Annotated in this window: 26 protein-coding genes; 17 read left to right on the forward strand and 9 right to left on the reverse strand. The window is 63.9% G+C overall.

Features of this window, described 5'->3' with window-relative positions; all coding sequences use genetic code 11:
• Positions 1-9: 9 nt before the first annotated feature.
• The 3 genes from K226_RS0104895 (at position 10) to K226_RS0104905 (ending at position 1,895) form a co-directional block, all read left to right on the forward strand.
• Positions 10-678: an ABC-type transport auxiliary lipoprotein family protein gene (locus K226_RS0104895; RefSeq protein WP_024813752.1), complete on the forward strand. Its 669-nt coding sequence runs from the start codon at positions 10-12 to the stop codon at positions 676-678.
• Between the two features lie 330 nt (positions 679-1,008).
• Positions 1,009-1,227 carry a CsbD family protein gene (locus tag K226_RS0104900; protein ID WP_024813753.1) on the forward strand — a complete coding sequence of 73 codons (219 nt, stop codon included), beginning with the start codon at positions 1,009-1,011 and terminating at the stop codon, positions 1,225-1,227.
• Between the two features lie 89 nt (positions 1,228-1,316).
• The gene (locus tag K226_RS0104905; protein ID WP_024813754.1) at positions 1,317-1,895 is read left to right on the forward strand and encodes a hypothetical protein; all 579 of its coding nucleotides are present in this window, start codon (positions 1,317-1,319) and stop codon (positions 1,893-1,895) included.
• A gap of 287 nt (positions 1,896-2,182) precedes the next feature.
• On the opposite strand, the gene K226_RS20165 is transcribed toward K226_RS0104905, so the two are convergent.
• From K226_RS20165 to K226_RS0104925, 4 genes are all read right to left on the reverse strand, one after another.
• Positions 2,183-2,512: a hypothetical protein gene (locus K226_RS20165; protein WP_024813755.1), complete on the reverse strand. Its 330-nt coding sequence runs from the start codon at positions 2,510-2,512 to the stop codon at positions 2,183-2,185.
• Positions 2,509-3,921: a cell envelope integrity protein CreD gene (gene creD / locus K226_RS0104915; protein ID WP_024813756.1), complete on the reverse strand. Its 1,413-nt coding sequence runs from the start codon at positions 3,919-3,921 to the stop codon at positions 2,509-2,511. The genes K226_RS20165 and creD overlap by 4 nt, the downstream gene beginning before the upstream one ends.
• 268 nt (positions 3,922-4,189) lie before the next feature.
• Complete coding sequence (locus K226_RS0104920) at positions 4,190-4,975, reverse strand: alpha/beta fold hydrolase (protein WP_024813757.1); 786 nt, start codon at positions 4,973-4,975, stop codon at positions 4,190-4,192.
• Between the two features lie 10 nt (positions 4,976-4,985).
• Complete coding sequence (locus K226_RS0104925) at positions 4,986-6,041, reverse strand: M14 family zinc carboxypeptidase (RefSeq protein ID WP_051463516.1); 1,056 nt, start codon at positions 6,039-6,041, stop codon at positions 4,986-4,988.
• 220 nt (positions 6,042-6,261) lie between these two features.
• Between K226_RS0104925 and K226_RS20045 the strand changes: the two genes are divergently transcribed.
• Positions 6,262-6,432, forward strand: coding sequence for a hypothetical protein (locus K226_RS20045; protein WP_201741004.1), 171 nt, complete (start codon positions 6,262-6,264; stop codon positions 6,430-6,432).
• A 16-nt stretch (positions 6,433-6,448) separates the two neighbouring features.
• Positions 6,449-7,099 carry a hemolysin III family protein gene (locus tag K226_RS18690; RefSeq protein ID WP_035240886.1) on the forward strand — a complete coding sequence of 217 codons (651 nt, stop codon included), beginning with the start codon at positions 6,449-6,451 and terminating at the stop codon, positions 7,097-7,099.
• A 79-nt stretch (positions 7,100-7,178) separates the two neighbouring features.
• On the opposite strand, the gene creC is transcribed toward K226_RS18690, so the two are convergent.
• The 3 genes from creC to K226_RS0104955 form a co-directional block, all read right to left on the reverse strand.
• On the reverse strand, positions 7,179-8,627 hold the full coding sequence (gene creC, locus K226_RS0104945) for a two-component system sensor histidine kinase CreC (RefSeq protein ID WP_024813759.1): 1,449 nt from the start codon (positions 8,625-8,627) through the stop codon (positions 7,179-7,181).
• Between the two features lie 88 nt (positions 8,628-8,715).
• Positions 8,716-9,444, reverse strand: a complete 729-nt coding sequence (locus tag K226_RS0104950; protein ID WP_035240887.1) for a winged helix-turn-helix domain-containing protein — start codon at positions 9,442-9,444, stop codon at positions 8,716-8,718.
• A 6-nt stretch (positions 9,445-9,450) separates the two neighbouring features.
• A complete protein-coding gene (locus K226_RS0104955) occupies positions 9,451-10,086 on the reverse strand; it encodes a MarC family protein (RefSeq protein WP_024813761.1) in 636 nt (211 codons plus the stop codon).
• Between the two features lie 244 nt (positions 10,087-10,330).
• Here K226_RS0104955 and K226_RS0104965 point away from each other — a divergent pair, with 244 nt between their 5' ends.
• Positions 10,331-11,020, forward strand: a complete 690-nt coding sequence (locus K226_RS0104965) for a dienelactone hydrolase family protein (protein ID WP_024813762.1) — start codon at positions 10,331-10,333, stop codon at positions 11,018-11,020.
• A gap of 87 nt (positions 11,021-11,107) precedes the next feature.
• On the opposite strand, the gene K226_RS0104970 is transcribed toward K226_RS0104965, so the two are convergent.
• Complete coding sequence (locus K226_RS0104970; RefSeq protein WP_024813763.1) at positions 11,108-12,238, reverse strand: magnesium transporter CorA family protein; 1,131 nt, start codon at positions 12,236-12,238, stop codon at positions 11,108-11,110.
• A gap of 59 nt (positions 12,239-12,297) precedes the next feature.
• The gene (gene hemB / locus K226_RS0104975; protein ID WP_024813764.1) at positions 12,298-13,305 is read right to left on the reverse strand and encodes a porphobilinogen synthase; all 1,008 of its coding nucleotides are present in this window, start codon (positions 13,303-13,305) and stop codon (positions 12,298-12,300) included.
• A 168-nt stretch (positions 13,306-13,473) separates the two neighbouring features.
• Here hemB and K226_RS0104980 point away from each other — a divergent pair, with 168 nt between their 5' ends.
• From K226_RS0104980 to rpsJ, 11 genes are all read left to right on the forward strand, one after another.
• The gene (locus K226_RS0104980) at positions 13,474-13,902 is read left to right on the forward strand and encodes a CopD family protein (protein WP_024813765.1); all 429 of its coding nucleotides are present in this window, start codon (positions 13,474-13,476) and stop codon (positions 13,900-13,902) included.
• A gap of 18 nt (positions 13,903-13,920) precedes the next feature.
• Positions 13,921-15,018: a VanZ family protein gene (locus K226_RS0104985; RefSeq protein WP_024813766.1), complete on the forward strand. Its 1,098-nt coding sequence runs from the start codon at positions 13,921-13,923 to the stop codon at positions 15,016-15,018.
• A gap of 9 nt (positions 15,019-15,027) precedes the next feature.
• On the forward strand, positions 15,028-15,387 hold the full coding sequence (locus tag K226_RS0104990; protein ID WP_024813767.1) for a ferredoxin: 360 nt from the start codon (positions 15,028-15,030) through the stop codon (positions 15,385-15,387).
• A gap of 104 nt (positions 15,388-15,491) precedes the next feature.
• Positions 15,492-16,736 (forward strand): ISL3 family transposase, encoded by a 1,245-nt coding sequence (locus tag K226_RS0104995; RefSeq protein ID WP_024813768.1) that lies wholly within the window; start codon positions 15,492-15,494, stop codon positions 16,734-16,736.
• A gap of 112 nt (positions 16,737-16,848) precedes the next feature.
• Positions 16,849-17,490: an alpha/beta hydrolase gene (locus tag K226_RS0105000; protein WP_024813769.1), complete on the forward strand. Its 642-nt coding sequence runs from the start codon at positions 16,849-16,851 to the stop codon at positions 17,488-17,490.
• A gap of 100 nt (positions 17,491-17,590) precedes the next feature.
• Complete coding sequence (locus tag K226_RS0105005) at positions 17,591-18,760, forward strand: D-alanyl-D-alanine carboxypeptidase family protein (RefSeq protein WP_024813770.1); 1,170 nt, start codon at positions 17,591-17,593, stop codon at positions 18,758-18,760.
• A gap of 234 nt (positions 18,761-18,994) precedes the next feature.
• Positions 18,995-19,372, forward strand: coding sequence for a 30S ribosomal protein S12 (rpsL, locus tag K226_RS0105010; protein WP_024813771.1), 378 nt, complete (start codon positions 18,995-18,997; stop codon positions 19,370-19,372).
• Between the two features lie 164 nt (positions 19,373-19,536).
• A complete protein-coding gene (gene rpsG / locus K226_RS0105015) occupies positions 19,537-20,010 on the forward strand; it encodes a 30S ribosomal protein S7 (RefSeq protein ID WP_005798541.1) in 474 nt (157 codons plus the stop codon).
• A gap of 150 nt (positions 20,011-20,160) precedes the next feature.
• Complete coding sequence (fusA, locus tag K226_RS0105020) at positions 20,161-22,263, forward strand: elongation factor G (protein ID WP_024813772.1); 2,103 nt, start codon at positions 20,161-20,163, stop codon at positions 22,261-22,263.
• 219 nt (positions 22,264-22,482) lie between these two features.
• On the forward strand, positions 22,483-23,673 hold the full coding sequence (tuf, locus tag K226_RS0105025) for an elongation factor Tu (protein ID WP_024813773.1): 1,191 nt from the start codon (positions 22,483-22,485) through the stop codon (positions 23,671-23,673).
• Between the two features lie 26 nt (positions 23,674-23,699).
• Entirely contained in the window at positions 23,700-24,011 is a 312-nt protein-coding gene (rpsJ, locus tag K226_RS0105030; RefSeq protein ID WP_005796953.1) for a 30S ribosomal protein S10, read from the forward strand.
• The last annotated feature ends 25 nt before the right edge of the window (positions 24,012-24,036 follow it).

Genomic DNA, 24,036 nt, shown 5'->3' on the forward strand with positions numbered 1-24,036 from the left:
GAATACGCCATGAAAACTATCAAAACAATAGCTGCTTGCGCTTATCCATCAATGGTTGCGGTCGTATTTGTTGCATTTTTTGTGGCAGGATGCTCGATCTTGCCCTCCCCGCCATCGCGCCCCGTGCACTACGACTTCGGCCCGGGTGCCATGGCGCCAGTGCCCACCGACCGCCGTGCACCGCTGCCTGCGCTGGCCCTGGCCGACGTAGAGGCCCCCGGCCTCGCCGAAGGCAGCACCGCCGTGCTCTACCGCCTGGCTTACACCGATGCCCGGCAACTGCGCCCCTACACCCAGGCGCGCTGGAGTCAGCCGCCTGCGCAACTGGTGCAGCAGCGCCTGCTCGACCAGCTGGGCCAGCGCCGTGCCGTGCTCACGCTCGAAAGCGGTGCCGCCCAGGCCCGCGCCGGCGGCAAGCTGCCCACCGTGTTGCGCGTGGACCTGGAGGAGTTCAGCCATGTCTTCACCAGTGCCACCGAAAGCGTCGGCCTGGTGCGCTTGCGTGCCACGCTGTCAGAGCCCGCGCAGACCGGTGAAACATTGCTGGGCCAGCGCGTTTTCATCGTGCAGCGCCCCGCGAGCAGTGCCGATGCCGCTGGCGGCACGCGTGCACTGGCCGAAGCCACCCACCAGGTGGCGCAAGAATTGGCACGGTGGGTGGAGCAGCTCGGACGATGAGCGGCGCCTGAAGGCGCGCTCGCTGTCAGCACCAGGCGCAGCAAGGGGAGACCACTGCGTTCGAGCGCACCGCCTTTAGGCAGCTGCCTGCACCGTGCGCTTGGGTGTTTATCTCTGGCGTGCGCGGCGTGCGCTTGGCGGCTGTCTGTCTCGCGCGAGCAATGTCTGGCTTTTTTCTTTCAGCACCGTAGTCCTGCGCTGACGCGTGCTTCGCAGCATGGCCTACGCGGCGCAGCGGCCATCGTTTTTACAGTGGGCTCCATCGCATCTCGCATTGGTTCCACGCATTCCGGGTGGACGGCAGAGGCGAAATTTTCGAGGAAGCACACCATGAACGAAGACACCCTCCAAGGCAACTGGAAGCAGTTCAAAGGCAAGATGGTCGAACAGTGGGGCAAGCTCACCGATGACGATTTCGACGTGATCGCCGGTCGGCGCGATCAGTTCCTGGGCAAGCTGCAGGAGCGCCACGGCATCGCTCGCGATGCGGCCGAAAAGCAGCTCAAGGAATGGCAGGACCGCCACCCCGAGTTCCGTTTCAAAGACTGATGCGCCGCGCGTTTGCGCAATGAGCTCATTTGTCGGTGCGCAGGCGTTGTGGCGCCTGCGCCTTCCCGAACATCACCAAGGATTGACCCATGAAAATTGCACGCACACTGATTGCATCCATCACCGCGGGCCTGTTGGCCACCAGCGCTTTTGCACTGACGCAGCCTGAATACAAGGCGGCGAAAGACACCATTGAAGCCGACTACAAGGCCAGCAAGGAAAAGTGCAATGCCTTGACCGACAACGCCAAGGATATTTGCGTCAAGGAAGCCAAGGGCCATGAAGATGTCGCCAAGGCTGAGCTGGAAGCGCAATACAAACCCAGCACCAAAGCTGCTTACAAGGCCCGCGTGGCCCGTGCCGATGCCGACTACGCCATCGCCAAGGAAAAATGCGACGACCTCAGTGGCAACGCCAAGGACGTTTGCGTGAAGGACGCCAAGGCTGCCCATGTGGCCGCCAAGGAAAACGCCAAGGTAGCCCAGGCACAGGCCAAGCCCGCCGACACACCCGCCGCCAAGGGCGCTGCCGTGGCCGAGGCACGCAAGGACGCGTCTGCCGAGAAGAACGAGGCCAACTACAAGGCCGCCAAGGAGCGCTGCGACACCATGCAGGGCGACGTCAAGTCCAAGTGCGTGGACGATGCCAAGCGCATGTACGGTCAATAAACAATCTGTTGGGCGATCCGCAAGGATTGCCCGAACGGTTGCGACCCCGAGAGCCCCGCCCAGAGCGGGGCTTTTGCATGGTGTGTACGTCGCGGGGTTCACACTGCCCAGGATGCGGCGCCGTGCACCGCCAAGAACCAGGCGCTCAATGGCACGGTGACGATTTGATGAGATTTGGCGTTCGTTCAATGCTATCTAAAAAATAGCTGTTAGCGCTTGATCCTATTGCGCTGCAGGCTGTTTTCACTGGCGGATTCCAGAACGGAGTGCATCACGGCATCACGGCATCACGGTATCGGACGACGTGGCAGCCGCAGGCCCGCCATCCGCCACGACAGTTCCCTCAGTGCGCGCCGCAATGCCGGCGAACCGGGCGGCAGGCAGGTGGCTTGCAGCACATCCTGTTTGGCTTGCTCCAGCGCGGCGCGGTCTTGCACCTGCAGCGCGGCCAGCAGACGGTCGCGGTGGCGCTGCAAGCGCAGCGCTTCGCCCTCGGACAGCCCGGACACCGCAGCCGCCGCCGCCGAGGCCAGATAGCGCGCCCAAACCTCTGGTGCTTTGGCACCAAGGGGCGTTTGCATGGGCGTTGCGGGCGTGCGTTGCGTGGCGGTTGTCATGCGGCCTCCGGGTGGGTGGTGCCGTAGTTGGCGCCAGCGCGGGCGGGCGCCAGTCCATACCAGTTCACGTTGCGGGTGAGCACCATGACGGCGGTGAGCACCATGAACAGCGCGACGGCGCCTACCACCAGGGCGGTCTGCTCCAGTTGCAGCAGCACATAAAGCAGGCCATACAGCAACGCAATGCCCGCGCCCAGTGGCACGCCCCGCGCCAGGCTGCCCAGCATGTGGCTGGCGTAGTAAGCCAGCAGCAGCACGCAGGCCGTGGCGGCAATGGCATACGACACGCCGAACGGCAGGTGCTCCGACAGACTTACCAGCAGCAAGAAGAAGCTGCACAGGGCGCTGCCCACCAGCAGGTATTGCACCGGGTGCACGCGCAACTTTTTCATCAGCTCGAACAAGCCCACCGCCACAAAAGTCAGCGCAATAAAAAGCACCCCGTATTTGATGGCCCGGTCCGACAGGGTGTAGGGGTTGACTGGGTCGATGAAGGCCACGCTGAAGCTGTCGGCGCAGTCGCGCTCCGCCGTGGCGGCCAGGGCATGGTCGCTGCCCGCTGTGCTGGCTGCGTCACACACCTTTTTTCCGTTGGCAATATCGTGCTGGGCCGTAGTGGCCAGCGCCGACAGGCGCCAGCGGGCGTTGAAGCCGTCGGCCTTCACCTCGCGCTCGGAGGGCAAAAAACGCCCCGCAAACGAGGGATGGGGCCAGCTGCTGCCCAACTGGACCTCGGTGTTGCCGCCCAAGGGCACCATGGCCAGGCGCTCGGTGCCCACCAGTTCGAGTTCCAGCGTGGCCGAGAGGCCGTTGGTCTGGTCGCGCACGGCCTCGGGCAGCGCGGCGTGCAGCCCCCGGCTGTAGGTGGGGTGAAAGGTGCCTGGTCTGAGCGGCAGCGTCTGCTCGCCCAGGGTGAGCTGCGCGGTGCGGATGCCGCGGGCATCGCCCACCGCCATCATCAGGATGGGGGCGCCGCACTGCATGCGTGAGCCTTTTACCGTGGCCTGCGGCTGCAGGCTGGCCAGCGAGCCCCATTGCGCCGTGATGTGGGCCTTGAGGTTGTAGGTGTTCACCTTGTGCAGGCCGCGCGAGCGCTCCTGCATGGCGGCGCCCGATTGCAGCGTGAGTTGCTCAGGCATGGCGGTCAGCAGAAACTCGCGCCGCTGCTCGGTGGCGCGGCGCTCCTCTCCCTGACCGGTGGCCACAGCCCAGCTTTCCACGCAGGCGCTGTGGATCATCGGGCCCACCAGGGTTTGCGGGCCGGCGAGGCTGTTGGCCACGCCCTGTGCCGTCATGCTGCGGTAGCGCTGGCGGTCGTGCACCACGTCTTCGATCAGACCCAGGCCGAACAGCAACAGCAGGGTGATGGCCGCCAGCGCGGCCAGTTTGTTGAACAAGGGATTTTTCAAGGGCTCCTCCACGGTGAATGTGAAGGCAGTGTTGTTGCCCCGGGTGAGGCCACGATGAAGTTTGTGAGGTGAGCGTGAAGTCCGCGCGTGGCGCAAGGGATGACCTGCATAACTCCCTGCGGTCGGTGGCAGCGCGGTCTCGGGCGGTCCACTGCGTTGCTTTTCTTGCCAATAGCGGGGCTATTGGCCGCAAAAGACGCCTTGCGGCCCATCCCGATCCGCACTACCACCGACGCGCGAGGGTTATGCAGGTCATCCCAAACGGGGGTTATTTCTCTTTGGGCGTTGGCCGTTGCGACGGGGCTTGCTGCGCCAACCAATGCCGCACCTGCTCTATCACCCACTGGGGCGCATCCAGCGGCAGGTCGTGCCCGGCATCGGGGTGCAGGGCCAGGGCGCAGTGCCACGCGTCGGCAATGGCCAGTGAACAGCGGCTGTTCACCAAATGGTCGTTCTGGCTGGCCAGCAGCAGGACGGGGGGGCTGGGCGCCACCGTGGGCGCGCGGTAGCGTGCCGCCGCCACCAGCTGGCGCAGGGCGTTGATGGCCGACACCGGGCGTCGGGTGCGGGCGGCAACCCAGTCGTCAATGACGGCAGTGCGTGGGCCTGGCGCATTGCTTGTCAGCCGCCACACCGTGCGCTCGATGGCGTCGGCCGATGGGGGGTGCAGCACCAGTCCCAGCAATGCCGCGTAGTTGCGCGGCCGCAGCCGGTGAAAAAAGGGGCTGAACGGGCGAAAGCTGGTGTTCACCAGCACGCACCCCCTGATTTCTTCGGGCGCAGTGCGCGCCCATTCGGTGGCCACCATGGCGCCCAGCGACATGGCAAACAAATGAAACGGTGGCAACACCCCTTGCCTTGCCAGTTCGGCGCGGCAAGCCGCCACCATGCCCTGCACGGTGAGCGGGCTTGGCAGGGCATGGAGCTGGCCGTTGCCCGGCAGGTCGAGCGCCACCACCTGGGCCTGGGGCAAGGCAGTCTGAAAATCGCCCGCAAAGGCACCCCAGTGGGAAGCCTCCCGGGTCAATCCACGCAACAAAATCCAGGTGTCCATGGGGGCGCGCTCAATACCACTCGGCCAGTGCATTGGCTCGGCGTTGTTCGTAGTTTTCCTTGCCGGGCACCCAGCGCAGGTGGCTGCAGGCCGCACGCGACAGAAAATCGAGCAGCGCCAGATGCCGGCGCAGCACCCGCTGCTGGCGGTGGTCGATCAGCGGATTGAAGATGCCCAGGCGCGAGAACAGCTGGCGCGGGTTCTTCTTGATCCAGATCCACGAGCCCATCTCCAGCGTCAGCGGCAGGAAAATGCGTTCGGTGTTCTCACAGGCCTGCAGATACAGGTAGTCCCACAGGTCGCCGTGGGCGAGGTACTGCGCGCTCTGCGGTTCGATGATGTACTGGTGGTTGCTGTGCGCCTGCAGGAAGATGTTTTTGAGCGCATGCAGCTCGTTGAGGTGCGCAATGGGTTTGCGGGTGTGGGCAAACGGAAACCACAGGCGGTCCCGCACGCCAAAACCCGAATGGCAATCGAGCGCAATGCTGAACGGCCGGGGCAGCAACTCGGTGCGCGCCACCTCGCACAAGGCCTGGCTCTCGACTTCCATGGGTTCGCCAAAGTGGCCGCGGTACCAGGGCAGGCCTGCGCTCAGGCGCTGGCCCCCCATCAGGAAAGGCACGCGGTCCAGGGCCTCCACGGGGGCGTTGCGCATCAGGTCCACCCCGTTGGGATTGGCGCGTGTGGCCGCCCACATGCCACCGGGGTTGACGATGGGCATGAACACCAGGCGCACATGTTCGAGTTGCTGGTGCAGCGTGGTGTCCCAGCGCAGCCGCATGACGATGTTTTGCAGATAGGCAATCACCACCTCGGCGCCGATCCGCTCCAGGCCGTGCACCCCGCCAAAAAAGCCCACGGCAGGGATGTCCGGGCTGGGGTTGCCAATGCCAATCGAGTAGATGGGAAAGCTTGCGCCCGACGCCACGCTGACCTCGCGCACCACGCGAACCTGCAGGTCCGGGCCGCCCTGTTCCAGGATCTTTTCCAGGGCCCGCAGTTCGGGCAGAACGTTTTCGGGCACGGTGGTGGAGGGCGGGGTTGCAGAGGGGGGACGCCGCAGCATACCGCCCGCCTGGCCTTGCGTGTTGATCGAACCTGCGGGTGTGGCAAATGCGCCGACGGACGCCAAACTGTCACATACCGCAGTTACCTTGCAGTGGCCCACAACCTTCTCCAAAGGCCTCGCATGCTCTGGAAACTGCTCGGATTGCAGAGACTCTTCGACGAACTGTTCGACGAAACCTGGCGTTGGCTGGATTTGCCGGGCAACGACTGTTTCTCCCATGAAGAATTCACGTCCCCATCGCCAGCGCAGGATTGACGCCATGCGCTGGCTCATGCTGTGCGGCCTGGTGGGCTGCGGCATGGCGTGGGGTTTGGTGGAGTTTTTTGCCCTGCAGCGGGCGCGCTACCACGCCTGGCGCGACCGCCAGCAGACTGCGCTCCCGCACTAGGAACTAGGAACGGGCGATGGGCCGGTTTTTCCTTTCGGGCAACGCCGGGCGCCCGCAAAGCCGCGGTGAGGAAATCGCCAACGCGGCCAGCCACGGGGCTGCGTTGGCCGCAGCCGTGGTCGCCGGTTACTGGCTGGTGGCCTGGGGGCGAAGCCGGAGTGCAGAGGGCTTTGTCGGTGTCTGCGTGTTCGTGGCAACGATGGTGTGGCTGTACCTGGCGTCCACCGTTTACCACGCGTTGCCGCAGGGCCGCGCCAAACGGGTTTTTCTGAAGCTCGACCACGGCGCGGTGTATCTGTTCATTGCGGGCAGTTACACGGTCTTTGCGTCGGGGCACCTCGGCGGCCCAGGGGACAGCGCTACGCTGGTGGTGGTGTGGCTGGTGGCCGCTGCAGGCATGGTGCTCAAGGCCATGGGCCGTCTGTCGTCGCCGTGGTGGTCCACGGGCGGGTATCTCGCCATGGGGTGGCTGGTGTTGCTGGCAGTGGTGCCCATCCTGGAGCGTGCGTCTGCGGCGGGCGCGCAATGGCTGGTGGCCGGGGGCTGCCTGTATACCTTGGGGGTGGTCTTTTTTGTGCTGGACGCCCGCATTCGGTATGCCCACGCGGTATGGCATGGGTTTGTGGCGGCGGGAACGGCTTGCCACACCTGGGCGGTGCTGGGCTGACGGGTTGCAAGAACGCAGCAGCTTGGCGGCCGTGATCTGCCCATGGCGAAGGGGCGTGCCGCGTTGTGCGCACGCCCGTTTATCCGGCTGGAAACTCCAGCACCACCCGCAACCCTGGCTGCGTGTTGCGCACGGCCAGGTGCCCGCCATGCAGGGCCATCACGCGCCGCACTATGGCCAGCCCCAGGCCGGAGCCGCTGCGCTCGCCGCCCGGCCGTGCGGTGGTGAAAAAGCGTTCACCCAGGCGCGGCAAGGCGTAGTCGGGCACGCCGGGCCCGCTGTCCTGTACGGCCACGTTGGTGCCGTCGAGTTCGATGCGAATGATGCTGCCAGCCGGGGAAAAATCCATGGCGTTGTCGAGCAGGTTGGTCAGGGCCATGGTCACCAGCTCGGCCTCCCACGGCCCGCTGGCGCCCGCACCGCTGAGCGTGAGTTGCAGGCCCCGCTGCATGGCACGGGCCTGGCTGCTGGCCAGGGCGGCGCTGGCGCAGTCGTGCAGCGACACGGGGCTGCGCACTTCGGTGTGCTGGCGCTGCTCCAGCTTGCTCAGCTCCAGCAGCCGGTCGATGAGCCGCTGCAGCCGCTCGCTTTGCTGCACGACCTGGGTGGCAAATTGCGCCCGGTCGGCGGCGGGCAAGTCTTCCTGCAGCAGCTCGCCCGCGCCACGGATGGCGGCCACGGGGCTTTTGAGCTCATGGGTGAGTGCGCGCACATAGCCTTCGATGTAGTCGTGCCCTTGTAGCCGCGTGCGCATGCGGTCCATGGCGCGCGCCAGGTCGCCCAGCTCGCCGGGCACCTGGGGCACGGCCAGTGCGGTGGCCGGGAGGGTGTCGTGCTCGCCATCGGCGGGGCCCTGCACGCTCAGGGCATAGTCGCGCAGGCGGCGCACGTTCCACACCATCCACAGCGTCACGGCCACGCCCACGGCGGCCGACAGCAGCAACAACACCAGGCCGCCCATCAGCACCTTGCGTTCGGCCCGGTCGATGAAGCGCTGCACGGTGCGCACGGGCTTGGCTACCGTCAGCACGCCGAGGATGCGCCCTTGCACCAGCACCGGGGCGGCGACGTGCATCACACCGCTGGTGTCGTCGCTGGGCACTTCGCGGGTCATGCGCGCGCCGTATTCGCCGCGCAGGGTGCGGGCCACGTCGCGCCACTGCGAGAAGTCCTGGCCCACTGCCTGGCCCTGCGAGTCGAACAGTACGCGCCCGGTGGCATCGGTGACGTAAATGCGGTAATCCAGCGACTGCTTGGCAAAGCCCCAGATGCCTGCGTCGATGGGGCGGCTGGCGTAGTTGCGCACATGGCGGGCAAAGGCGCTGTCAGCGTCGCCCTGCGCCAGGCGCCCGGCCGCCAGGTCATCGCTGGCCAGCTCGGCCAGGAGGTTGGCGGTGTCCACCATCATGTCTTCCATCACCTCGCGCACGCTGGGCTTGATTTCGGCGGTGAACACGCGCAGCACGAAAAAGGCCGCAATGCCGTTGATGAGGAAGAACGCGAAAAGCAGGCGGATGCCAAGGCGCATGGGTCACCAATGCGGGGTCAGTGGGTTTCAAAAATCATAGCTACTAGCGCTTGCTGTGTAAGCGCTGGAGGCCGATTTGGCTCATATTTCACAGGTTCAGGCAGTAACCCATGCCCCGGTGCGTCTGTATGTATTCGCGCGACGGATCGGTCTCGCGCAACTTGGCGCGCAGGGTCTTGATGTGGGTGTCCACCGTGCGGTCGTGGCTGTCGCTCTCGTCGCCCCAGGCAGCGGCCAGCAGGGTTTCGCGCGCGTGGATGCGGCCTGCGCCCGCCAGCAGGCAGGCCAGCAGGCGGTATTCGCGCCGGGTCAGTGCCAGTGGCTCACCGCGCAGGCTGATGCGCTGCCCCGCGGCATCGTCGTGCAACAGTGCCGGGGCCGCTGCAAGCGCGGCTGCTGGCGCACCGGCGCGGCGCAGCAGCGCCTTGACGCGGGCTGCCAGTTCGCGCGGGCTGAACGGTTTGGTCAGGTAGTCGTCGGCGCCCAGTTCCAGTCCCAGCACGCGGTCCAGTTCTTCACCGCGCGCGCTGAGCATCAGCACCGGGGTGGCGCTGGGCGTGCCGGGTGTTCCAGGTGTTCCAGGTGTTCCAGCGGTGGGGGCCGGGGTGTTGCGCACCTGCTGCAGCAGGTCCAGCCCACTGCCATCGGGCAACCCCACATCGAGCACCAGCAGGTCGAACGCCCGGGCCTGCACTTGCTGGCGGGCGTCCCGCAGGAGCAGGCTGTGCGTCACGGCCAGGCCATCGCGTTCGAGTGTGTACACCACCGTGCGGGCGATGGCCGGGTCGTCTTCCAGCAACAGCAATCGCGCAGCCAAGGGTGCTTACCTCGCTCCGAGAATGGGGAACAGCTTGCCCAGGCCATCGGCCATCACCTCTACGGCAAGTGCCGCCAGGATCAGGCCCATCAGCCGCGTCATCACGTTGATGCCTGTCTTGCCCAGCACGCGGGCAATCGGATCGGCGAGCGAAAAACACAGGGCCGTGGCGAGCGCAATCACCACGCCGTAGCCCACCAGCGCCGCGTGCTGCCAGAAAGTTTGCGCCCGGTCGGCGTAAATCACCACGGTGGACATGCTGGCAGGCCCGGTGAGCAGGGGAATGGTGAGGGGCACCACGGCAATGCTGCTGCCTGCGGCGGCTTTTTCGGCGCCTTCTTCGAACTCGTGTGTGTGGGGCTTGGCCTCAGCCGGCTGTGCGTTGAGCATGTTCATGGCGCTGATCAGCAGCAACATGCCTCCGCCCACCTGAAAGCTTTGCAGTGAGATGTTGAAGAACTCCAGAATCTGCAGACCCAGCAGGGCACACGCTGCAATCACGCAAAACGACGCCAGGGCCGCGGTGCGGATGGTGCGCCGACGCTGATCGCTGGAAAACCCCTGGGTGTAGTGGATGAAAAACGGCACGATAGCCAGCGGGTTCACGATGGCCAGCAAGGTGATGAGGGGTTTCAGATCCATCGGTGGCCTTCGAAAATGCGCGTGGGGGTGGTACGGGTGGTGCGGGTGGCATCTGGCAGCCGCCACGCGAGAGCCGTGGCCGCCCCGATGCGGCGGCCTGCGCGGGTGACAACAACCACTTTGAGCACAACCGGTCTCCTGCAAGAATGGGGTGCATTACAGCATCCCGGCACCGGGCCGGAGTGCTTTCGTGGGTGGCGGTGGTGTCTTTGCACCACAGGTTTTCTTCTCAAGGAGCAATTGCATGGGCCAGTTTGTCAATCTGACGTCGCAGGACGGTTTTGTGGTGCCCGCCTGGGTGGCCCAGCCCGACGGAGCGCCGCGTGGCGCCGTGGTGGTGCTGCAGGAGATCTTCGGTGTCAATTCGCACATCCGTGCGGTGGCCGACCGTTTCGCGGCGCGTGGCTATCTGGCAGTGGCCCCCGCCACCTTTGCGCGCGTGCAGCCCGATGTGGACCTGGGCTACAGCGAGGCCGACATGGGCGTGGGCTTTGGCTTCAAGACGGCGGTGGAGGCACTGCCCGGCGCCGGTGCCATGCCCGACATCCAGGCTGCCATCGATTACGCCGCGCAGCAGGGTGGCGGCAAGGTGGGCATTGTGGGTTTTTGCTGGGGTGGCTTGCTGGCCTGGCGCGCGGCCTGCAGCCTGAAGGGCTTATCGGCGGCGGCGTGCTATTACGGCGGCGGCATGACCACGGTGGCCGAAGTGGCGCGCCAGCCCCAGGTGCCGGTGCTGGCACATTTTGGCCAGCACGACCACTGGATTTCGGTGGACAGCGTGCAGGCTTTTGCGCGCGCGCACCCCGACGTGCAGGTGCATGTTTACGACGCCGACCATGGCTTCAACTGCGACCAGCGCGGGTCTTATGACGAAGCCTCGGCACTGGTGGCGCGCGACCGCACCCTGGCCTTCTTTGCAAAGCACGTGGGGTAGGACGGCGATTGAGGAGTGGCCGGGGCAACGCGGGGTGCATGTGGCACCGGGGCTTGGGTCCCGGTGCGGCGGCCCACCAGCCCCCGGTCATTGCCCGCCGGTGCGCGCCAGGTAGCGTTTGCGCCAGAACAGCGCCACCAGCCCTGTGGCAATCGCCGTCATGGTGCCCAGCGCCCACCAGAATCCGTCTTGTTTGTGGATGAGCGGCAAGAACTCGAAATTCATGCCAAAAATGCCTGCAATCAGGTTCAGCGGCAAAAACACGGCGGTCAGCGCGGTGAGGGTGCGCATGATGTCGTTGGTGCGGTTGCTTTGCACAGAAAAGTGCATCTGCACGGCGGTTTCGGTGCTTTGCTCCAGCCGCCGCACATGGTGCACCACGCGCTCGATGTGCTCGAGCACGTCGCGGCTGCGCACCTTGAGCAGGTCCAGATCGCGCTGGCCGGCGCTGCTGTCGGGCAGGGCCCAGGTTTCCAGTTCGTCGATCCAGTTTTGCACGGCGGTGCGCTGGTCTTCGCAGATCTCGTCGAGCTGGTGCAGCGACAGGCGTGCTTCGAGCAGCGAGTTCCAGTTCACAAAGCGCGCCCGGGGCTTGAGCAGCTCGTTTTGCCAGTGATCGAGCTGGCGCGTGAGGTCGCGGCGCAGGTCCAGGTAGCCATCCACCATCAGGTTGACGACGCGCAGCATCAGGTCGGCGGTGCTGGACGGCTGCCGTACACCGGGTGCCGGGCTGGCGCGGCCCTCGTGCAGATCGGTGGAGGCGGTGGCCAGCAGGCGCGCGGCGTAGGCATCGCGCACGGTGCAGTCGGTGGGGTGCACCGACAGCAGCACATGGTCAAACATGGCAAACCCCACCGGGCTGGTGTCGATGCGGCGCAGCACCGGGGGGCCGCTGCGCCGCATCGGTGCCACAGCCGCACCTTCCGGGTGGCCTGGCTCGGCGGTGGGCGGCAGGGCGGCCAGGCGGCGAAAAACCAGCAGGTCGTATTGCGAGGTGTAGTCGTAGCGCGATGGCAGCTGCGCATTGAGCAGGTCCGAGACATGCAGGTCCACCACTTGCAGGCCGGTGATGGCCTGCAGCGAGGCCTGGATCTGGCCCAGCTGTGTGCTGAAGACGGTGCGTGCGCAAGACACCCAGAAAAACCCCTGGCCGGGTGGCTGGCTCGGCAGCGCGTTCAGCTCGATCGCGCCACCGGCGTGGATGTGGAAGATGCGCATGCCGCTCAATTTGGGGTGAAAATGGCCTCTGGCGCTTATTGGATAAGCGCCAATAGCTATTATTTTAGGAGCAAACGAGCCACGTCGCGGGCAAAGTAGGTCAGCACGCCATCGGCGCCTGCGCGCTTGAAGGCCAGCAGGCTTTCCATCATCACGGCGTCGTGGTCGAGCCAGCCGTTGGCGGCTGCCGCCTTGATCATGGCGTATTCGCCGCTCACCTGGTAGGCGAAGGTGGGCACGCGGAACTCGTCCTTCACGCGCCGCACGATGTCCAGGTAGGGCATGCCGGGCTTGACCATCACCATGTCGGCGCCTTCGGCGATGTCCAGCGCCACTTCGCGCAGGGCCTCGTCGCTGTTGCCCGGGTCCATCTGGTAGACAAACTTGTTGCTCTTGCCCAGTGCGCCGCGCGTGCCCACGGCGTCGCGGAAGGGGCCGTAAAACGCGCTCGCGTATTTGGCGCTGTAGGCCATGATGCGGGTGTGGATGTGGCCCTGCACCTCAAACGCCTCGCGGATCGCGCCGATGCGCCCGTCCATCATGTCGCTGGGCGCCACGATGTCCACGCCCGCTTCGGCGTGGGTGAGGGCCTGGCCGGTGAGGATCTCCACCGTTTCGTCATTGATGATGTAGCCGGTGTCGTCGAGCACGCCATCCTGGCCGTGGCTGGTGTAGGGGTCGAGCGCCACGTCGGTCATCACGCCCAGGTCAGGAAACTCTTTTTTCAGCGCCCGCACCACGCGCGGGATCAGGCCGTCGGGGTTGAGCGCCTCCTTGCCGTCGGGTGTTTTGAGGGCGGGGTCGATGGCCGGGAACAGCGCCAGCACCGGAATGCCGAGCTTCACGCAGTCTTCGGCCACCGGCAGCAGCAGATCCAGGCTCAGGCGGTCCACGCCGGGCATGGACGCCACGGCCTCGCGCTGGTTCTGGCCCTCGTGCACGAACACGGGATAGATCAGGTCGTGGGGCGTGACGGCGTGCTCGCGCACCAGGTTGCGGGTAAAGCTGTCACGGCGCAGGCGGCGTGGGCGGCTTTGCGGAAAGGGGGTGGGGCTGGAGAGGTGCATGGTGGAATTATGAAGCCCCCTGCGTCGCTTCGTCCCGCCCCACGGGACGGCGGCCGGGGCGGCGCTGTGGTGAGTTGCGCTGCAAAAAAAGGCGGCCGTGGCCCGGCGGACGTGCCGGGCTGGTGCGGGTTGGCCGTGGCCGTGCGCGCAGGCCCTTAAACTGCGGGCATGCTCTGGATCAAAGCCCTTCACATCGTTTTCGTGGCCAGCTGGTTTGCCGGCCTTTTCTATCTGCCGCGCATCTTCGTCAATCTGGCTATGGTGGCGCCCGGCTCGGTGGCCGAGCGCGACCGACTGGTGCTGATGGCGCGCAAGCTGCTGCGCTTCACTACGCTGCTGGCAATGCCGGCCGTGGCGCTCGGCCTGTGGCTGTGGCTGGGCTATGGCATCGGCTGGGGGCCGGGCAATGGCTGGATGCACGCCAAGCTGTTCGTGGTGGTGCTGGTGATTGGCTACCACCATGCCTGCGCCGTGCTGCTGCGCAAGCTCATCGCCGGCAGCAGCCGAAAGAGCCATGTGTGGTTTCGCTGGTTCAACGAAGCGCCCGTGCTGATGCTTTTGGTGGCTGTGGTGCTGGTGGTGGTCAAGCCGTTCTGACACCCTGGGGCCGCGCCGGTGCACAAAACCTCTGCCTGGCCGCTTGCGCTGATTCATGCGGCGCTGATTGTTTTTGCCAGCCTGTTCCCCTTTGACGGCTGGCGCGATCAGGGCATCGATCCCTGGATTTTTTTGTCGGCCCCATTGCCGCCGCCGTACTGGACGGGGTTTGATGTCGCCGTCAACGTGGCGGGTTACGTTCCCCTGGGTTTTTTGCTGGCGCTGGCGCTGCTGCGCTGGGGGCACGAGCGCTGGGCGGTGCTGCTGGCAGCGCTGGCGGGCGCTTTGCTGTCGCTGCTGATGGAATACCTGCAGATCTATCTGCCCCGGCGTGTGCCCTCCAATCTGGACCTTCTGCTCAACGCCATCGGCGCGCTCGCGGGGGCGTGCGCGGCAGCGCTGCTGGAGCGCTGGGGAGCCATCGACCGCTGGAGCGATTTCCGCGCCCGCTGGTTTGTGCAGGATGCGCGCGGAGCACTGGTGCTGCTGGCGCTGTGGCCCATGGCGCTGTTGTTTCCGGCGGCCGTGCCTTTTGGCCTGGGCCAGGTGCTGGAGCGGCTGGAGCTGGGCCTTGAAGACATGCTGGCCGACACCCCCTTTCTTGGCTGGTTGCCGGTGCGCGACGTGCCACTGGAGCCCTTGTCCCCGGGCGGCGAGCTGCTGTGCGTGACGCTGGGGCTGCTGATCCCCTGCCTGCTTGGGTATTGCGTCATTCGCCATGTGGGGCGCCGGGCCCTTTTTGCCCTTGCCGTGGTGGTGGTGGGCATCGGGGTGACGGCCCTGTCGGCGGCTTTGAGCTGGGGGCCTTTGCACGCCTGGAGCTGGCTGGGTTTGCCCACGCGTGTGGGGGTGTGGGCTGCGCTGGCGCTGGCGGCGATGCTGCTGGCTTTGCCGCGGCGCGCCAGTGCGGCGGTGCTGCTGCTGGCATTGGCGTGGCACCTGGGGCTGCTCAACCAGGCGCCCACCAGTGCCTATTTTGCCCAGACGCTACAAATCTGGGAGCAGGGGCGGTTCATCCGATTTTTTGGCCTGGGCCAGTGGGTCGGCTGGCTGTGGCCTTATGCCGCACTGGCGTATGTGTTCTTTCGGGTGTCGCGCCGGGAGCCGAAAAACTAGAATGTCCCCATGAGCGACACCCCCTCCACACCCGCCGCAGCGCCTGGCTATTTCGCCCGCCACATCTTTTTTTGCCTGAACGACCGTGCCAACGGCGAAAACAGTTGTGCCCACCACGGCGCCCAGGAGGCGTTTGATCGGTGCAAAGATCAGGTCAAGGCCGCTGGGCTGGCGGGCCCCGGCAAGGTGCGGGTGAACAAGGCGGGTTGCCTGGACCGCTGCGCAGCCGGCCCCGTGGCTGTGGTGTACCCCGAGGGAACCTGGTATTCCTATGTAGATGCCAACGATGTGGATGAAATCGTGGAATCGCACCTCAAGAACGGCAAGATCGTCCATCGCCTGGTCACGCCGGCAGAACTGGGGCGCTGAGCGCTGCTCTGTGTGTTTTGAGTGTTTTTGGCTCTCTTCCGTTTCGGGTGGAGCGCTACAGTTCAAAAAAATCTGTTGACACCCCCTGAACAGGAGCCGTTCCGATGCAAGAAGCATTGTTTTGCCAAGCGTTAGGCCTTGCAGCCCCCTGGGCGGTCGAGCGTGTTGAACTGGACGTGGAGCGCAGCCGCATCGACCTGTACGTTGTCTGGCAGGCCACCAGTGCAGCTTGCCCGGCGTGCTCGGCTGCTGATCAAAAGCTCCATGACCACCGCCAGCGCAGCTGGCGGCATCTGGACTTCTTTCAGTTTGAGGCCTACGTGCACTGCTCGCTGCCCCGCGTGGCCTGCAGCGTCTGCGGTGCCGCCACCCAACTGAGCGTGCCCTGGGCACGCGAGGGTAGCCGCTTCACGCTCATGTTCGAGGCGCTGGCACTGACGCTGGCCCGGGAGATGCCGGTGTCGGCGTGCGCACGCATCCTGCGCTGTGCGGACAACACCGTGTGGCGCCAGATCGACGCCCATGTCTGTTTGGCCCGGGCCCAGGAGAGCTACGCGAATGTCAAGGTCATCGGTATTGATGAGACCAGCTGCGCCAAAGGCCACAGCTACATCACGCTGGTGCACGATCTGGACAAAGCACGGCTGATCCATGCCACGCCTGGCAAGGATGCCAGCACCGTGCAGCGATTTACCGAAGACCTCAAGAGCCACCAAGGCCAGCCACAGGCCATCGAGGTGGTGTGCATGGACATGTCCAAAGCCTTCATCGCAGGGGCCGCCCAGCACCTGCCGACGGCGGCCATCGCCTTTGACGGATTCCATGTGGTGCAACTGGCCAACCGGGCGGTCGATGCCGTGCGCCGCGAGGAAGCCCGGGGCGAGCGCTGGCTCAAGAAGACCCGCTGGTGCTGGCTCAAAGACAAGGCCAGGTGGACGCTCAAGGAGCAGGACAAGATGGATTGGCTGCCCCACACCCGATTGAAGACCGCCAGAGCGTGGCGACTGAAGGAGGCGCTGCGTGACATCTACAGAAGTGCACGCTCTGATGCAGCAGAGCAAAGTGCGCAGGCCCTCACAAAGTGGCTGCACTGGGCACAGCGCAGCCGCTTGGCACCCTTCAAGGATCTGGCCAAGACCATCAAGCAGCACTGGGCCGGGATCCTCAAGGCGTTTGACGCAGCCCACTTGCACACCGGCTATGTGGAAGCAGTCAACTCGTTGCTTCAAGCGGCCAAGGCCAAGGCGCGGGGATACGGCACGACCGATCACTTCATCGCCATGGCGTTCCTGATCGCCGGCAAACTTACCCACCTGCCGGGCAATCCTCTGCTAAAAGCAAGGGCCTGACCATGGACTCAGTGGGGAATGTTGTACGCCACCCGAAATAGAAGAGAACCGTGTTTTTGGCGTCTGGCGCTTATTTGATAAGCGCTATGTGCTATTAAATAAGTAGTAAACCTTGAATGTACAAACCGAACGCCTGACGCTGAGCGGCGCCGCAGGAGCCATCGAGGCAGCCCGCGATGCAGCGTCCCTGCCCGACGGCGCGGCCCCCCGTGGCGTGGCCATCCTGGCCCATCCCCATCCACTGTTTGGCGGCACCATGGACAACAAGGTGGTGCAGACCTTGGCGCGCGCCTTCACCCAATGCGGCTGGACGACGGTGCGGTTCAATTTTCGGGGTGTGGGCGCCAGCGCCGGCGTACACGACGAGGGGCGCGGCGAGCTGCAGGATCTGCTGGCCGTGGTGCAGCAGGTGGCGCCCCAGGGCCCGATAGCGCTGGCAGGTTTCTCGTTTGGCGCTTTTGTCACCAGCCACGCACTGGCCGCCCTGTGGGGCGAGCGCGAGGTGGCGCAGGCGGTGCTGGTTGGCACCGCAGCAAGCCGCTTCACCGTGGCCCCCGTGCCGCCCGAAGCCCATCTGCGCACGCTGGTGCTGCATGGCGAGCTCGACGACACCGTGCCGCTGTCGGCTGTCCTCGACTGGGCACGGCCCCAGATACTGCCTGTCACAGTCGTCCCCGGTGGCGGCCATTTCTTTCACGGACAATTGACCCTGCTGAAGAATCTGGTGGTGCGCCACCTCCAGTCTGGGCGGTGAAGCCTGGGCCGTTGCGGGGCCTGCGCGCCCCAGGCGGCGTTTTCAGGCTTCACCTTTTGTGTTTTTTATCCCCGGGCCTTGCGCCCCATTTTTCTGCCCCATGAAACGAATCCTGCCCGCACTGCGATCCCTGGCCCTTTTTGCTGCGGTCGCGCCCGCCGCCTTCTGGGCCCACGCCCAGGCGCCCCAGCCCCCCGAGATCGCCGCACGCACCTACATGCTGGTCGATGTGACGGCCAACCAGGTGTTGGCCGCCAAAGACATTGATGCGCCGGTGGAGCAGGCCTCGCTCACCAAGCTCATGACGGGCTATCTGGTGTTTGATGCGCTGCGCGCCAAGAAGGTCACGCTGGACCAGAAGCTCCCCGTGAGCGTGCGCGCCTGGAAGATGCCCGGCTCGCGCATGTTCATCGACCCCAAGATGCAGGTGCCTGTGGACGATCTGCTCAAGGGCATGATCGTGCAGTCTGGCAACGACGCCACCATGGCGCTGGCCGAAGGCGTGGGCGGCACGGTTGAGAATTTCGTCAAGCTCATGAACGACCAGGCGCAGGCCCTGGGCATGAAGGGCACGGTCTACAAGAACCCCGAGGGGTTGACGGAACCCGGGCACACCACCACGGCGCGTGACCTGGCCACCTTGGCGACCCGGCTCATGCAGGACTTCCCGGAGTTCATGCATTACTACGCCACCAAGCAATACAGCTACCCCGGCACGCCCGCATCCAACGGCAACAACCGCAACATGCTGCTGTTCCGCGATCCTACGGTGGACGGCCTCAAGACCGGTCACACCGCTGCTGCCGGTTACTGTCTGGTGGCCACCTCCAAGCGCGATTTCCCCAACGTGGGGCAGCGCCGCCTGCTGTCCATCGTGCTGGGCGCCGCCAGCGAGAGCGCCCGCGCCAACGAAAGCCAAAAGCTCCTGAACTGGGGCTACACCGCCTTTGATGCCGTCAAGCTGTTCGATGCGGGCCAGCCCGTGGCCACACCCGCAGTGTGGAAGGGTACAGAAAGCACCATCCGGATCGGCCGCGCTGAGGCCATCGTGGTGGCTGTGCCTTCGGGCAGCGCCGGCAAGGTCACCACCCAGATCGTGCGCCAGGACCCATTGGTGGCGCCCTTCACCAAGGGCCAGGCGATTGGCTCGCTCAAGGTCGTGCTGGGCGACCAGCCGCTGACCGAAGTGCCGCTGGTGGCGCTGGATGGCGTCGAGCAGGCGGGTGTTCTGGGCCGGGCCTGGGATGCGATCCGGTTGTGGATCAAGTAACCGCATTGTGCTGTCGGTCATCAAAAAAGATAGCTGTCGGCGCTTAACCCATAAGCGCAAAGCATCAATTTGACGGTAGTTTCTATCAATCAGATAGATGCAGCAGTGGCAGGGCCGAGCTCTACGGGGCTTGCCCGTTGAGGTCTGCCCTGCTACATTAGAAGGCTTTTCGGAATTTCCGAAGGGATTCACGTTTTCGCTTTCACGAAGCATTTCACGTTTAGGGACGTATTCATGCCAACCATTAACCAGCTCGTGCGTCAGGGGCGTCAGGTCGAAACGACCAACTCCAAAAGCCCTGCGATGCAAAACTCTCCACAGCGCCGTGGCGTGTGCACCCGTGTGTACACCACGACGCCTAAGAAGCCTAACTCCGCTCTGCGGAAGGTCGCCAAGGTTCGCCTGACCAACGGTTTCGAAGTCATTTCCTACATCGGCGGCGAAGGCCACAACCTGCAAGAACACAGCGTCGTGCTAGTTCGCGGCGGTCGTGTCAAGGACTTGCCCGGTGTGCGTTACCACATCGTGCGCGGTTCGCTCGATTTGCAAGGCGTGAAAGACCGCAAGCAGTCGCGCTCCAAGTACGGTGCCAAGAAGCCAAAGGCCAAATAAGCCTGCGGTTGATCGATATAAAAGGTGCTGTTTCCCGCGTGGCGCGGTGATGCAGCGTAGTGACCCCAAGCGCAAATGTCTGCGTGGGTCGAGTAAGTGGGAGTCCTGAATGGCTCTCGCGGTGTCTGAAAAGATGCCAACTGAAGCAAGAATGAGGTGAAAAAATGCCACGTCGTCGCGAAGTCCCCAAACGTGAAATCCTGCCGGATCCAAAGTTCGGCAATGTAGAGCTGTCCAAATTCATGAACGTGATCATGGAAGGCGGCAAGAAGGCTGTTGCAGAGCGCATCATTTATGGTGCCCTGGAACTGATCGAGAAGAAGCACCCTGATAAAGACCCTCTGGAAGCTTTCACTGTTGCCATCAACAACGTCAAGCCCATGGTTGAAGTGAAGTCCCGCCGCGTCGGTGGTGCCAACTACCAGGTGCCTGTGGAAGTGCGTCCTGTCCGTCGCCTGGCTCTGTCGATGCGCTGGATCAAGGAAGCCGCCCGCAAGCGTGGCGAAAAGTCCATGGCCCAACGCCTGGCCAACGAACTGCTCGAGGCCACTGAAGGCCGTGGCGGCGCCATGAAGAAGCGTGACGAAGTGCACCGCATGGCCGAAGCCAACAAGGCATTCAGCCACTTCCGCTTCTAAGTCGACGAACCGCTCTCGTCGTCCTTCGCAAGGCTGCCGGCATTTTTGCCTGCAGCCTTGTGGCGATTGAGGCGGTCACAAAATTGACGGGTTGCAGCGTCAGAATGCTGGGCCCGCCCCCGAATAACACGAACCATCCAAGGATCCACCATGGCTCGCAAGACTCCCATCGAGCGCTACCGCAATATCGGTATCTCGGCCCACATTGACGCTGGCAAGACCACGACCACCGAACGTATTCTTTTCTACACCGGCGTGACCCACAAGCTGGGTGAGGTGCATGACGGCGCTGCCACCACGGACTGGATGGAGCAAGAGCAAGAGCGTGGCATCACGATCACTTCCGCTGCCGTGACCTGCTTCTGGAAGGGCATGGACCTGTCCTACCCCGAGCACCGCTTTAACATCATCGACACCCCCGGTCACGTGGACTTCACGATTGAAGTCGAGCGTTCCATGCGCGTGCTCGATGGCGCCTGCATGGTGTACTGCGCTGTGGGTGGCGTGCAGCCCCAGTCGGAAACCGTCTGGCGCCAAGCCAACAAGTACAAGGTGCCCCGTCTGGCCTTTGTGAACAAGATGGACCGCACCGGCGCCAATTTCTTCAAGGTCGTCGAGCAGATGAAGCTGCGCCTGAAGGCCAACCCTGTGCCCGTCGTGATCCCGATTGGTGCCGAAGACAAGTTCCAGGGCGTGGTTGATCTGCTCAAGATGAAGGCCATCATCTGGGATGAAGCCTCGCAGGGCATGAAGTTCGCCTACGAAGAAATTCCCGCCGACCTGCTCGAAACCGCCAAGGAATGGCGCGAGAAGATGGTGGAAGCCGCAGCCGAAGCCACTGAAGAGCTGATGAACAAGTACCTGGAAGAAGGTGACTTGAGCGAAGAGGAAATCAAGGCGGGTCTGCGCCAGCGCACCATTGCCACCGAAATCCACCCCATGCTGTGCGGTACCGCGTTCAAGAACAAGGGCGTGCAACGCATGCTGGACGCCGTCATCGACTACCTGCCAGCACCGACGGACATTCCGGACGTGACGGGTACCGACGAAGATGAAAACCCAGTCACCCGCAAGGCTGACGACGGCGAAAAGTTCTCGGCACTGGCGTTCAAGCTGATGACCGACCCGTTTGTTGGTCAGTTGACCTTCGTGCGCGTGTATTCGGGCGTTCTGACCAAGGGCGACACCGTTTTCAACTCGGTCAAGGGCAAGAAAGAGCGTATTGGCCGTATCGTGCAGATGATGGCGAACGACCGCGTCGAAGTCGATGAAATCCGCGCCGGCGACATCGCTGCCTGTGTGGGTCTGAAAGACGTGACTACCGGTGAAACGCTGAGCGACATCGACTCACCGATCATTCTGGAGCGCATGGTGTTCCCCGAGCCTGTGATCACGCAGGCTGTCGAACCCAAGACCAAGGCCGACCAGGAAAAGATGGGCATCGCGCTGCAACGCCTTGCTGCCGAAGATCCATCCTTCCGCGTGAAGACCGACGAAGAATCGGGCCAGACGCTGATCGCCGGTATGGGCGAGCTGCACCTGGAAATCATCGTGGACCGCATGAAGCGCGAGTTCGGCGTGGAAGCCAACGTCGGCAAGCCCCAGGTGGCCTACCGCGAAACCATCCGCAAGACGGTGGAAGAGGCCGAAGGCAAGTTCGTGCGCCAGTCGGGCGGCAAGGGCCAGTACGGCCACGTTGTGCTCAAGATCGAACCCAACGAAGCCGGCAAGGGCATCGAGTTCGTCGACGCCATCAAGGGCGGTGTGGTTCCTCGCGAATTCATCCCGGCCGTGGAAAAGGGTATCAACGAAGCCGTCACGCAAGGCGTACTGGCCGGCTACCCGGTGGTCGACGTCAAGGTCACGCTGCACTTCGGTTCGTACCACGATGTGGACTCGAACGAACTCGCGTTCAAGATGGCTGCCATCTTCGGTTTCAAGGAAGGTTGCCGCAAGGCCAACCCCGTGATTCTGGAGCCCATGATGGCCGTGGAAGTGGAAACGCCTGAAGACTACGCCGGTAACGTGATGGGCGATCTGTCCTCGCGTCGCGGCATGGTGCAAGGCATGGAAGACATTCCTGGCGGCGGCAAGGCCATCAAGGCCGAAGTGCCACTGTCGGAAATGTTCGGCTACTCGACCACGCTGCGTTCCGCAACGCAAGGTCGCGCCACCTACTCGATGGAATTCAAGCACTACAGCGAAGCACCGCGCAATGTGTCGGAAGCCATCATGGCTGCGCGCTCCAAATAAGTCCTGGGGGGCAATGCCAGCTTCGCTGTTGTGTCCCCATCGACTTTGCTGAAAAGGCCGCTGGCGCTTATCCAGTAAGCGTTAGTAGCTATAAACTTAGTAGCAAATTATTTTTGCAATCTGCGATCCGGTGCCGCCCCGTTGCCTGTGCAGGGCGAATCAGCAACCGGATGCAGACGTTAAACCAATACACAGGCATCGCTCTTTGGAGAATTAAAAATGGCAAAAGGTAAGTTTGAACGCACCAAGCCCCACGTCAACGTGGGCACCATCGGTCACGTGGACCATGGCAAGACCACACTGACGGCGGCCATCGCCACGGTGCTGTCCGCCAAGTTCGGCGGCGAAGCCAAGGCCTACGATCAGATCGACGCAGCGCCTGAAGAAAAGGCCCGCGGCATCACGATCAACACCGCCCACGTCGAATACGAAACGGCCAACCGCCACTACGCCCACGTCGACTGCCCCGGTCACGCTGACTATGTGAAGAACATGATCACCGGCGCTGCCCAGATGGACGGCGCCATCCTGGTGTGCTCGGCCGCTGACGGCCCGATGCCACAGACCCGTGAACACATCCTGCTGGCCCGCCAGGTGGGCGTGCCTTACATCATCGTGTTCCTGAACAAGTGCGACATGGTGGACGACGAAGAGCTGCTCGAACTCGTCGAAATGGAAGTGCGCGAGCTCCTCGACAAATACAACTTCCCTGGCGACGACACCCCGATCATTCGTGGTTCCGCCAAGCTCGCCCTGGAAGGCGACAAGGGTCCGCTGGGCGAAGAAGCCATCATGAAGCTGGCTGAAGCACTGGACACCTACATCCCCACGCCCGAGCGTGCTGTGGACGGCGCCTTCCTGATGCCCGTGGAAGACGTGTTCTCCATCTCCGGTCGCGGCACCGTGGTGACCGGCCGTATCGAGCGCGGCATCATCAAGGTCGGCGAAGAAATCGAAATCGTCGGTATCAAAGACACCGTCAAGACCACCTGCACCGGCGTGGAAATGTTCCGCAAGCTGCTGGACCAGGGCCAGGCTGGCGACAACGTCGGTCTGCTGCTGCGCGGCACCAAGCGTGAAGACGTGGAGCGCGGCCAAGTGCTGTGCAAGCCCGGCTCGATCAAGCCCCACACCCACTTCACCGCTGAGGTGTATGTGCTGAGCAAGGACGAAGGCGGCCGTCACACGCCTTTCTTCAACAACTACCGCCCTCAGTTCTACTTCCGCACGACCGACGTGACTGGCGCCATCGAGCTGCCAGCCGACAAGGAAATGGTCATGCCTGGCGACAACGTGTCGATCACTGTGAAGCTGATCAACCCCATCGCCATGGAAGAAGGCCTGCGTTTCGCCATCCGTGAAGGCGGCCGCACCGTGGGCGCTGGCGTCGTGGCCAAGATCATTGCTTAAGTTTTAAGCAGAACAAGGAACTTGCCATGTCCAAGCAAAAAATCCGCATCCGCCTGAAGGCGTTTGACTACAAGCTGATCGACCAGTCCGCTGCCGAGATCGTTGATACCGCCAAGCGCACCGGCGCCATTGTCAAGGGCCCCGTGCCCCTGCCAACGCGCATGAAGCGTTTTGACATCCTGCGCTCGCCGCACGTCAACAAGACCAGCCGTGACCAGCTCGAGATCCGCACGCACCAGCGTCTGATGGACATCGTGGATCCCACCGACAAGACGGTGGACGCCTTGATGAAGCTCGACCTGCCCGCTGGTGTGGACGTCGAAATCAAGCTGCAGTAAAAAGACCGCGGTGCTGCTGGCTTGC

Source organism: Acidovorax sp. JHL-3 (genome assembly GCF_000526295.1).
GTDB lineage: Bacteria > Pseudomonadota > Gammaproteobacteria > Burkholderiales > Burkholderiaceae_C > Acidovorax > Acidovorax defluvii.

What these genes read in the sequence shown, in the direction of transcription:
- K226_RS0104900 (WP_024813753.1), top strand. Translation starts at nt 1,009, where the DNA reads ATGAACGAAGACACCCTCCAAGGCAACTGGAAGCAGTTCAAAGGCAAG.
- K226_RS0104990 (WP_024813767.1), top strand. Translation starts at nt 15,028, where the DNA reads ATGAGCGACACCCCCTCCACACCCGCCGCAGCGCCTGGCTATTTCGCC.
- K226_RS0104955 (WP_024813761.1), bottom strand. Translation starts at nt 10,086, where the DNA reads ATGGATCTGAAACCCCTCATCACCTTGCTGGCCATCGTGAACCCGCTG.
- K226_RS0104995 (WP_024813768.1), top strand. Translation starts at nt 15,492, where the DNA reads ATGCAAGAAGCATTGTTTTGCCAAGCGTTAGGCCTTGCAGCCCCCTGG.
- K226_RS0104970 (WP_024813763.1), bottom strand. Translation starts at nt 12,238, where the DNA reads ATGCGCATCTTCCACATCCACGCCGGTGGCGCGATCGAGCTGAACGCG.
- K226_RS0104895 (WP_024813752.1), top strand. Translation starts at nt 10, where the DNA reads ATGAAAACTATCAAAACAATAGCTGCTTGCGCTTATCCATCAATGGTT.
- hemB (WP_024813764.1), bottom strand. Translation starts at nt 13,305, where the DNA reads ATGCACCTCTCCAGCCCCACCCCCTTTCCGCAAAGCCGCCCACGCCGC.
- K226_RS0104965 (WP_024813762.1), top strand. Translation starts at nt 10,331, where the DNA reads ATGGGCCAGTTTGTCAATCTGACGTCGCAGGACGGTTTTGTGGTGCCC.
- K226_RS0105005 (WP_024813770.1), top strand. Translation starts at nt 17,591, where the DNA reads ATGAAACGAATCCTGCCCGCACTGCGATCCCTGGCCCTTTTTGCTGCG.
- K226_RS0104980 (WP_024813765.1), top strand. Translation starts at nt 13,474, where the DNA reads ATGCTCTGGATCAAAGCCCTTCACATCGTTTTCGTGGCCAGCTGGTTT.
- K226_RS0104905 (WP_024813754.1), top strand. Translation starts at nt 1,317, where the DNA reads ATGAAAATTGCACGCACACTGATTGCATCCATCACCGCGGGCCTGTTG.
- tuf (WP_024813773.1), top strand. Translation starts at nt 22,483, where the DNA reads ATGGCAAAAGGTAAGTTTGAACGCACCAAGCCCCACGTCAACGTGGGC.
- K226_RS20045 (WP_201741004.1), top strand. Translation starts at nt 6,262, where the DNA reads ATGAAGAATTCACGTCCCCATCGCCAGCGCAGGATTGACGCCATGCGC.
- rpsG (WP_005798541.1), top strand. Translation starts at nt 19,537, where the DNA reads ATGCCACGTCGTCGCGAAGTCCCCAAACGTGAAATCCTGCCGGATCCA.
- rpsJ (WP_005796953.1), top strand. Translation starts at nt 23,700, where the DNA reads ATGTCCAAGCAAAAAATCCGCATCCGCCTGAAGGCGTTTGACTACAAG.
- fusA (WP_024813772.1), top strand. Translation starts at nt 20,161, where the DNA reads ATGGCTCGCAAGACTCCCATCGAGCGCTACCGCAATATCGGTATCTCG.
- creC (WP_024813759.1), bottom strand. Translation starts at nt 8,627, where the DNA reads ATGCGCCTTGGCATCCGCCTGCTTTTCGCGTTCTTCCTCATCAACGGC.
- K226_RS20165 (WP_024813755.1), bottom strand. Translation starts at nt 2,512, where the DNA reads ATGACAACCGCCACGCAACGCACGCCCGCAACGCCCATGCAAACGCCC.
- K226_RS18690 (WP_035240886.1), top strand. Translation starts at nt 6,449, where the DNA reads ATGGGCCGGTTTTTCCTTTCGGGCAACGCCGGGCGCCCGCAAAGCCGC.
- rpsL (WP_024813771.1), top strand. Translation starts at nt 18,995, where the DNA reads ATGCCAACCATTAACCAGCTCGTGCGTCAGGGGCGTCAGGTCGAAACG.
- K226_RS0104920 (WP_024813757.1), bottom strand. Translation starts at nt 4,975, where the DNA reads ATGGACACCTGGATTTTGTTGCGTGGATTGACCCGGGAGGCTTCCCAC.
- K226_RS0104925 (WP_051463516.1), bottom strand. Translation starts at nt 6,041, where the DNA reads ATGCTGCGGCGTCCCCCCTCTGCAACCCCGCCCTCCACCACCGTGCCC.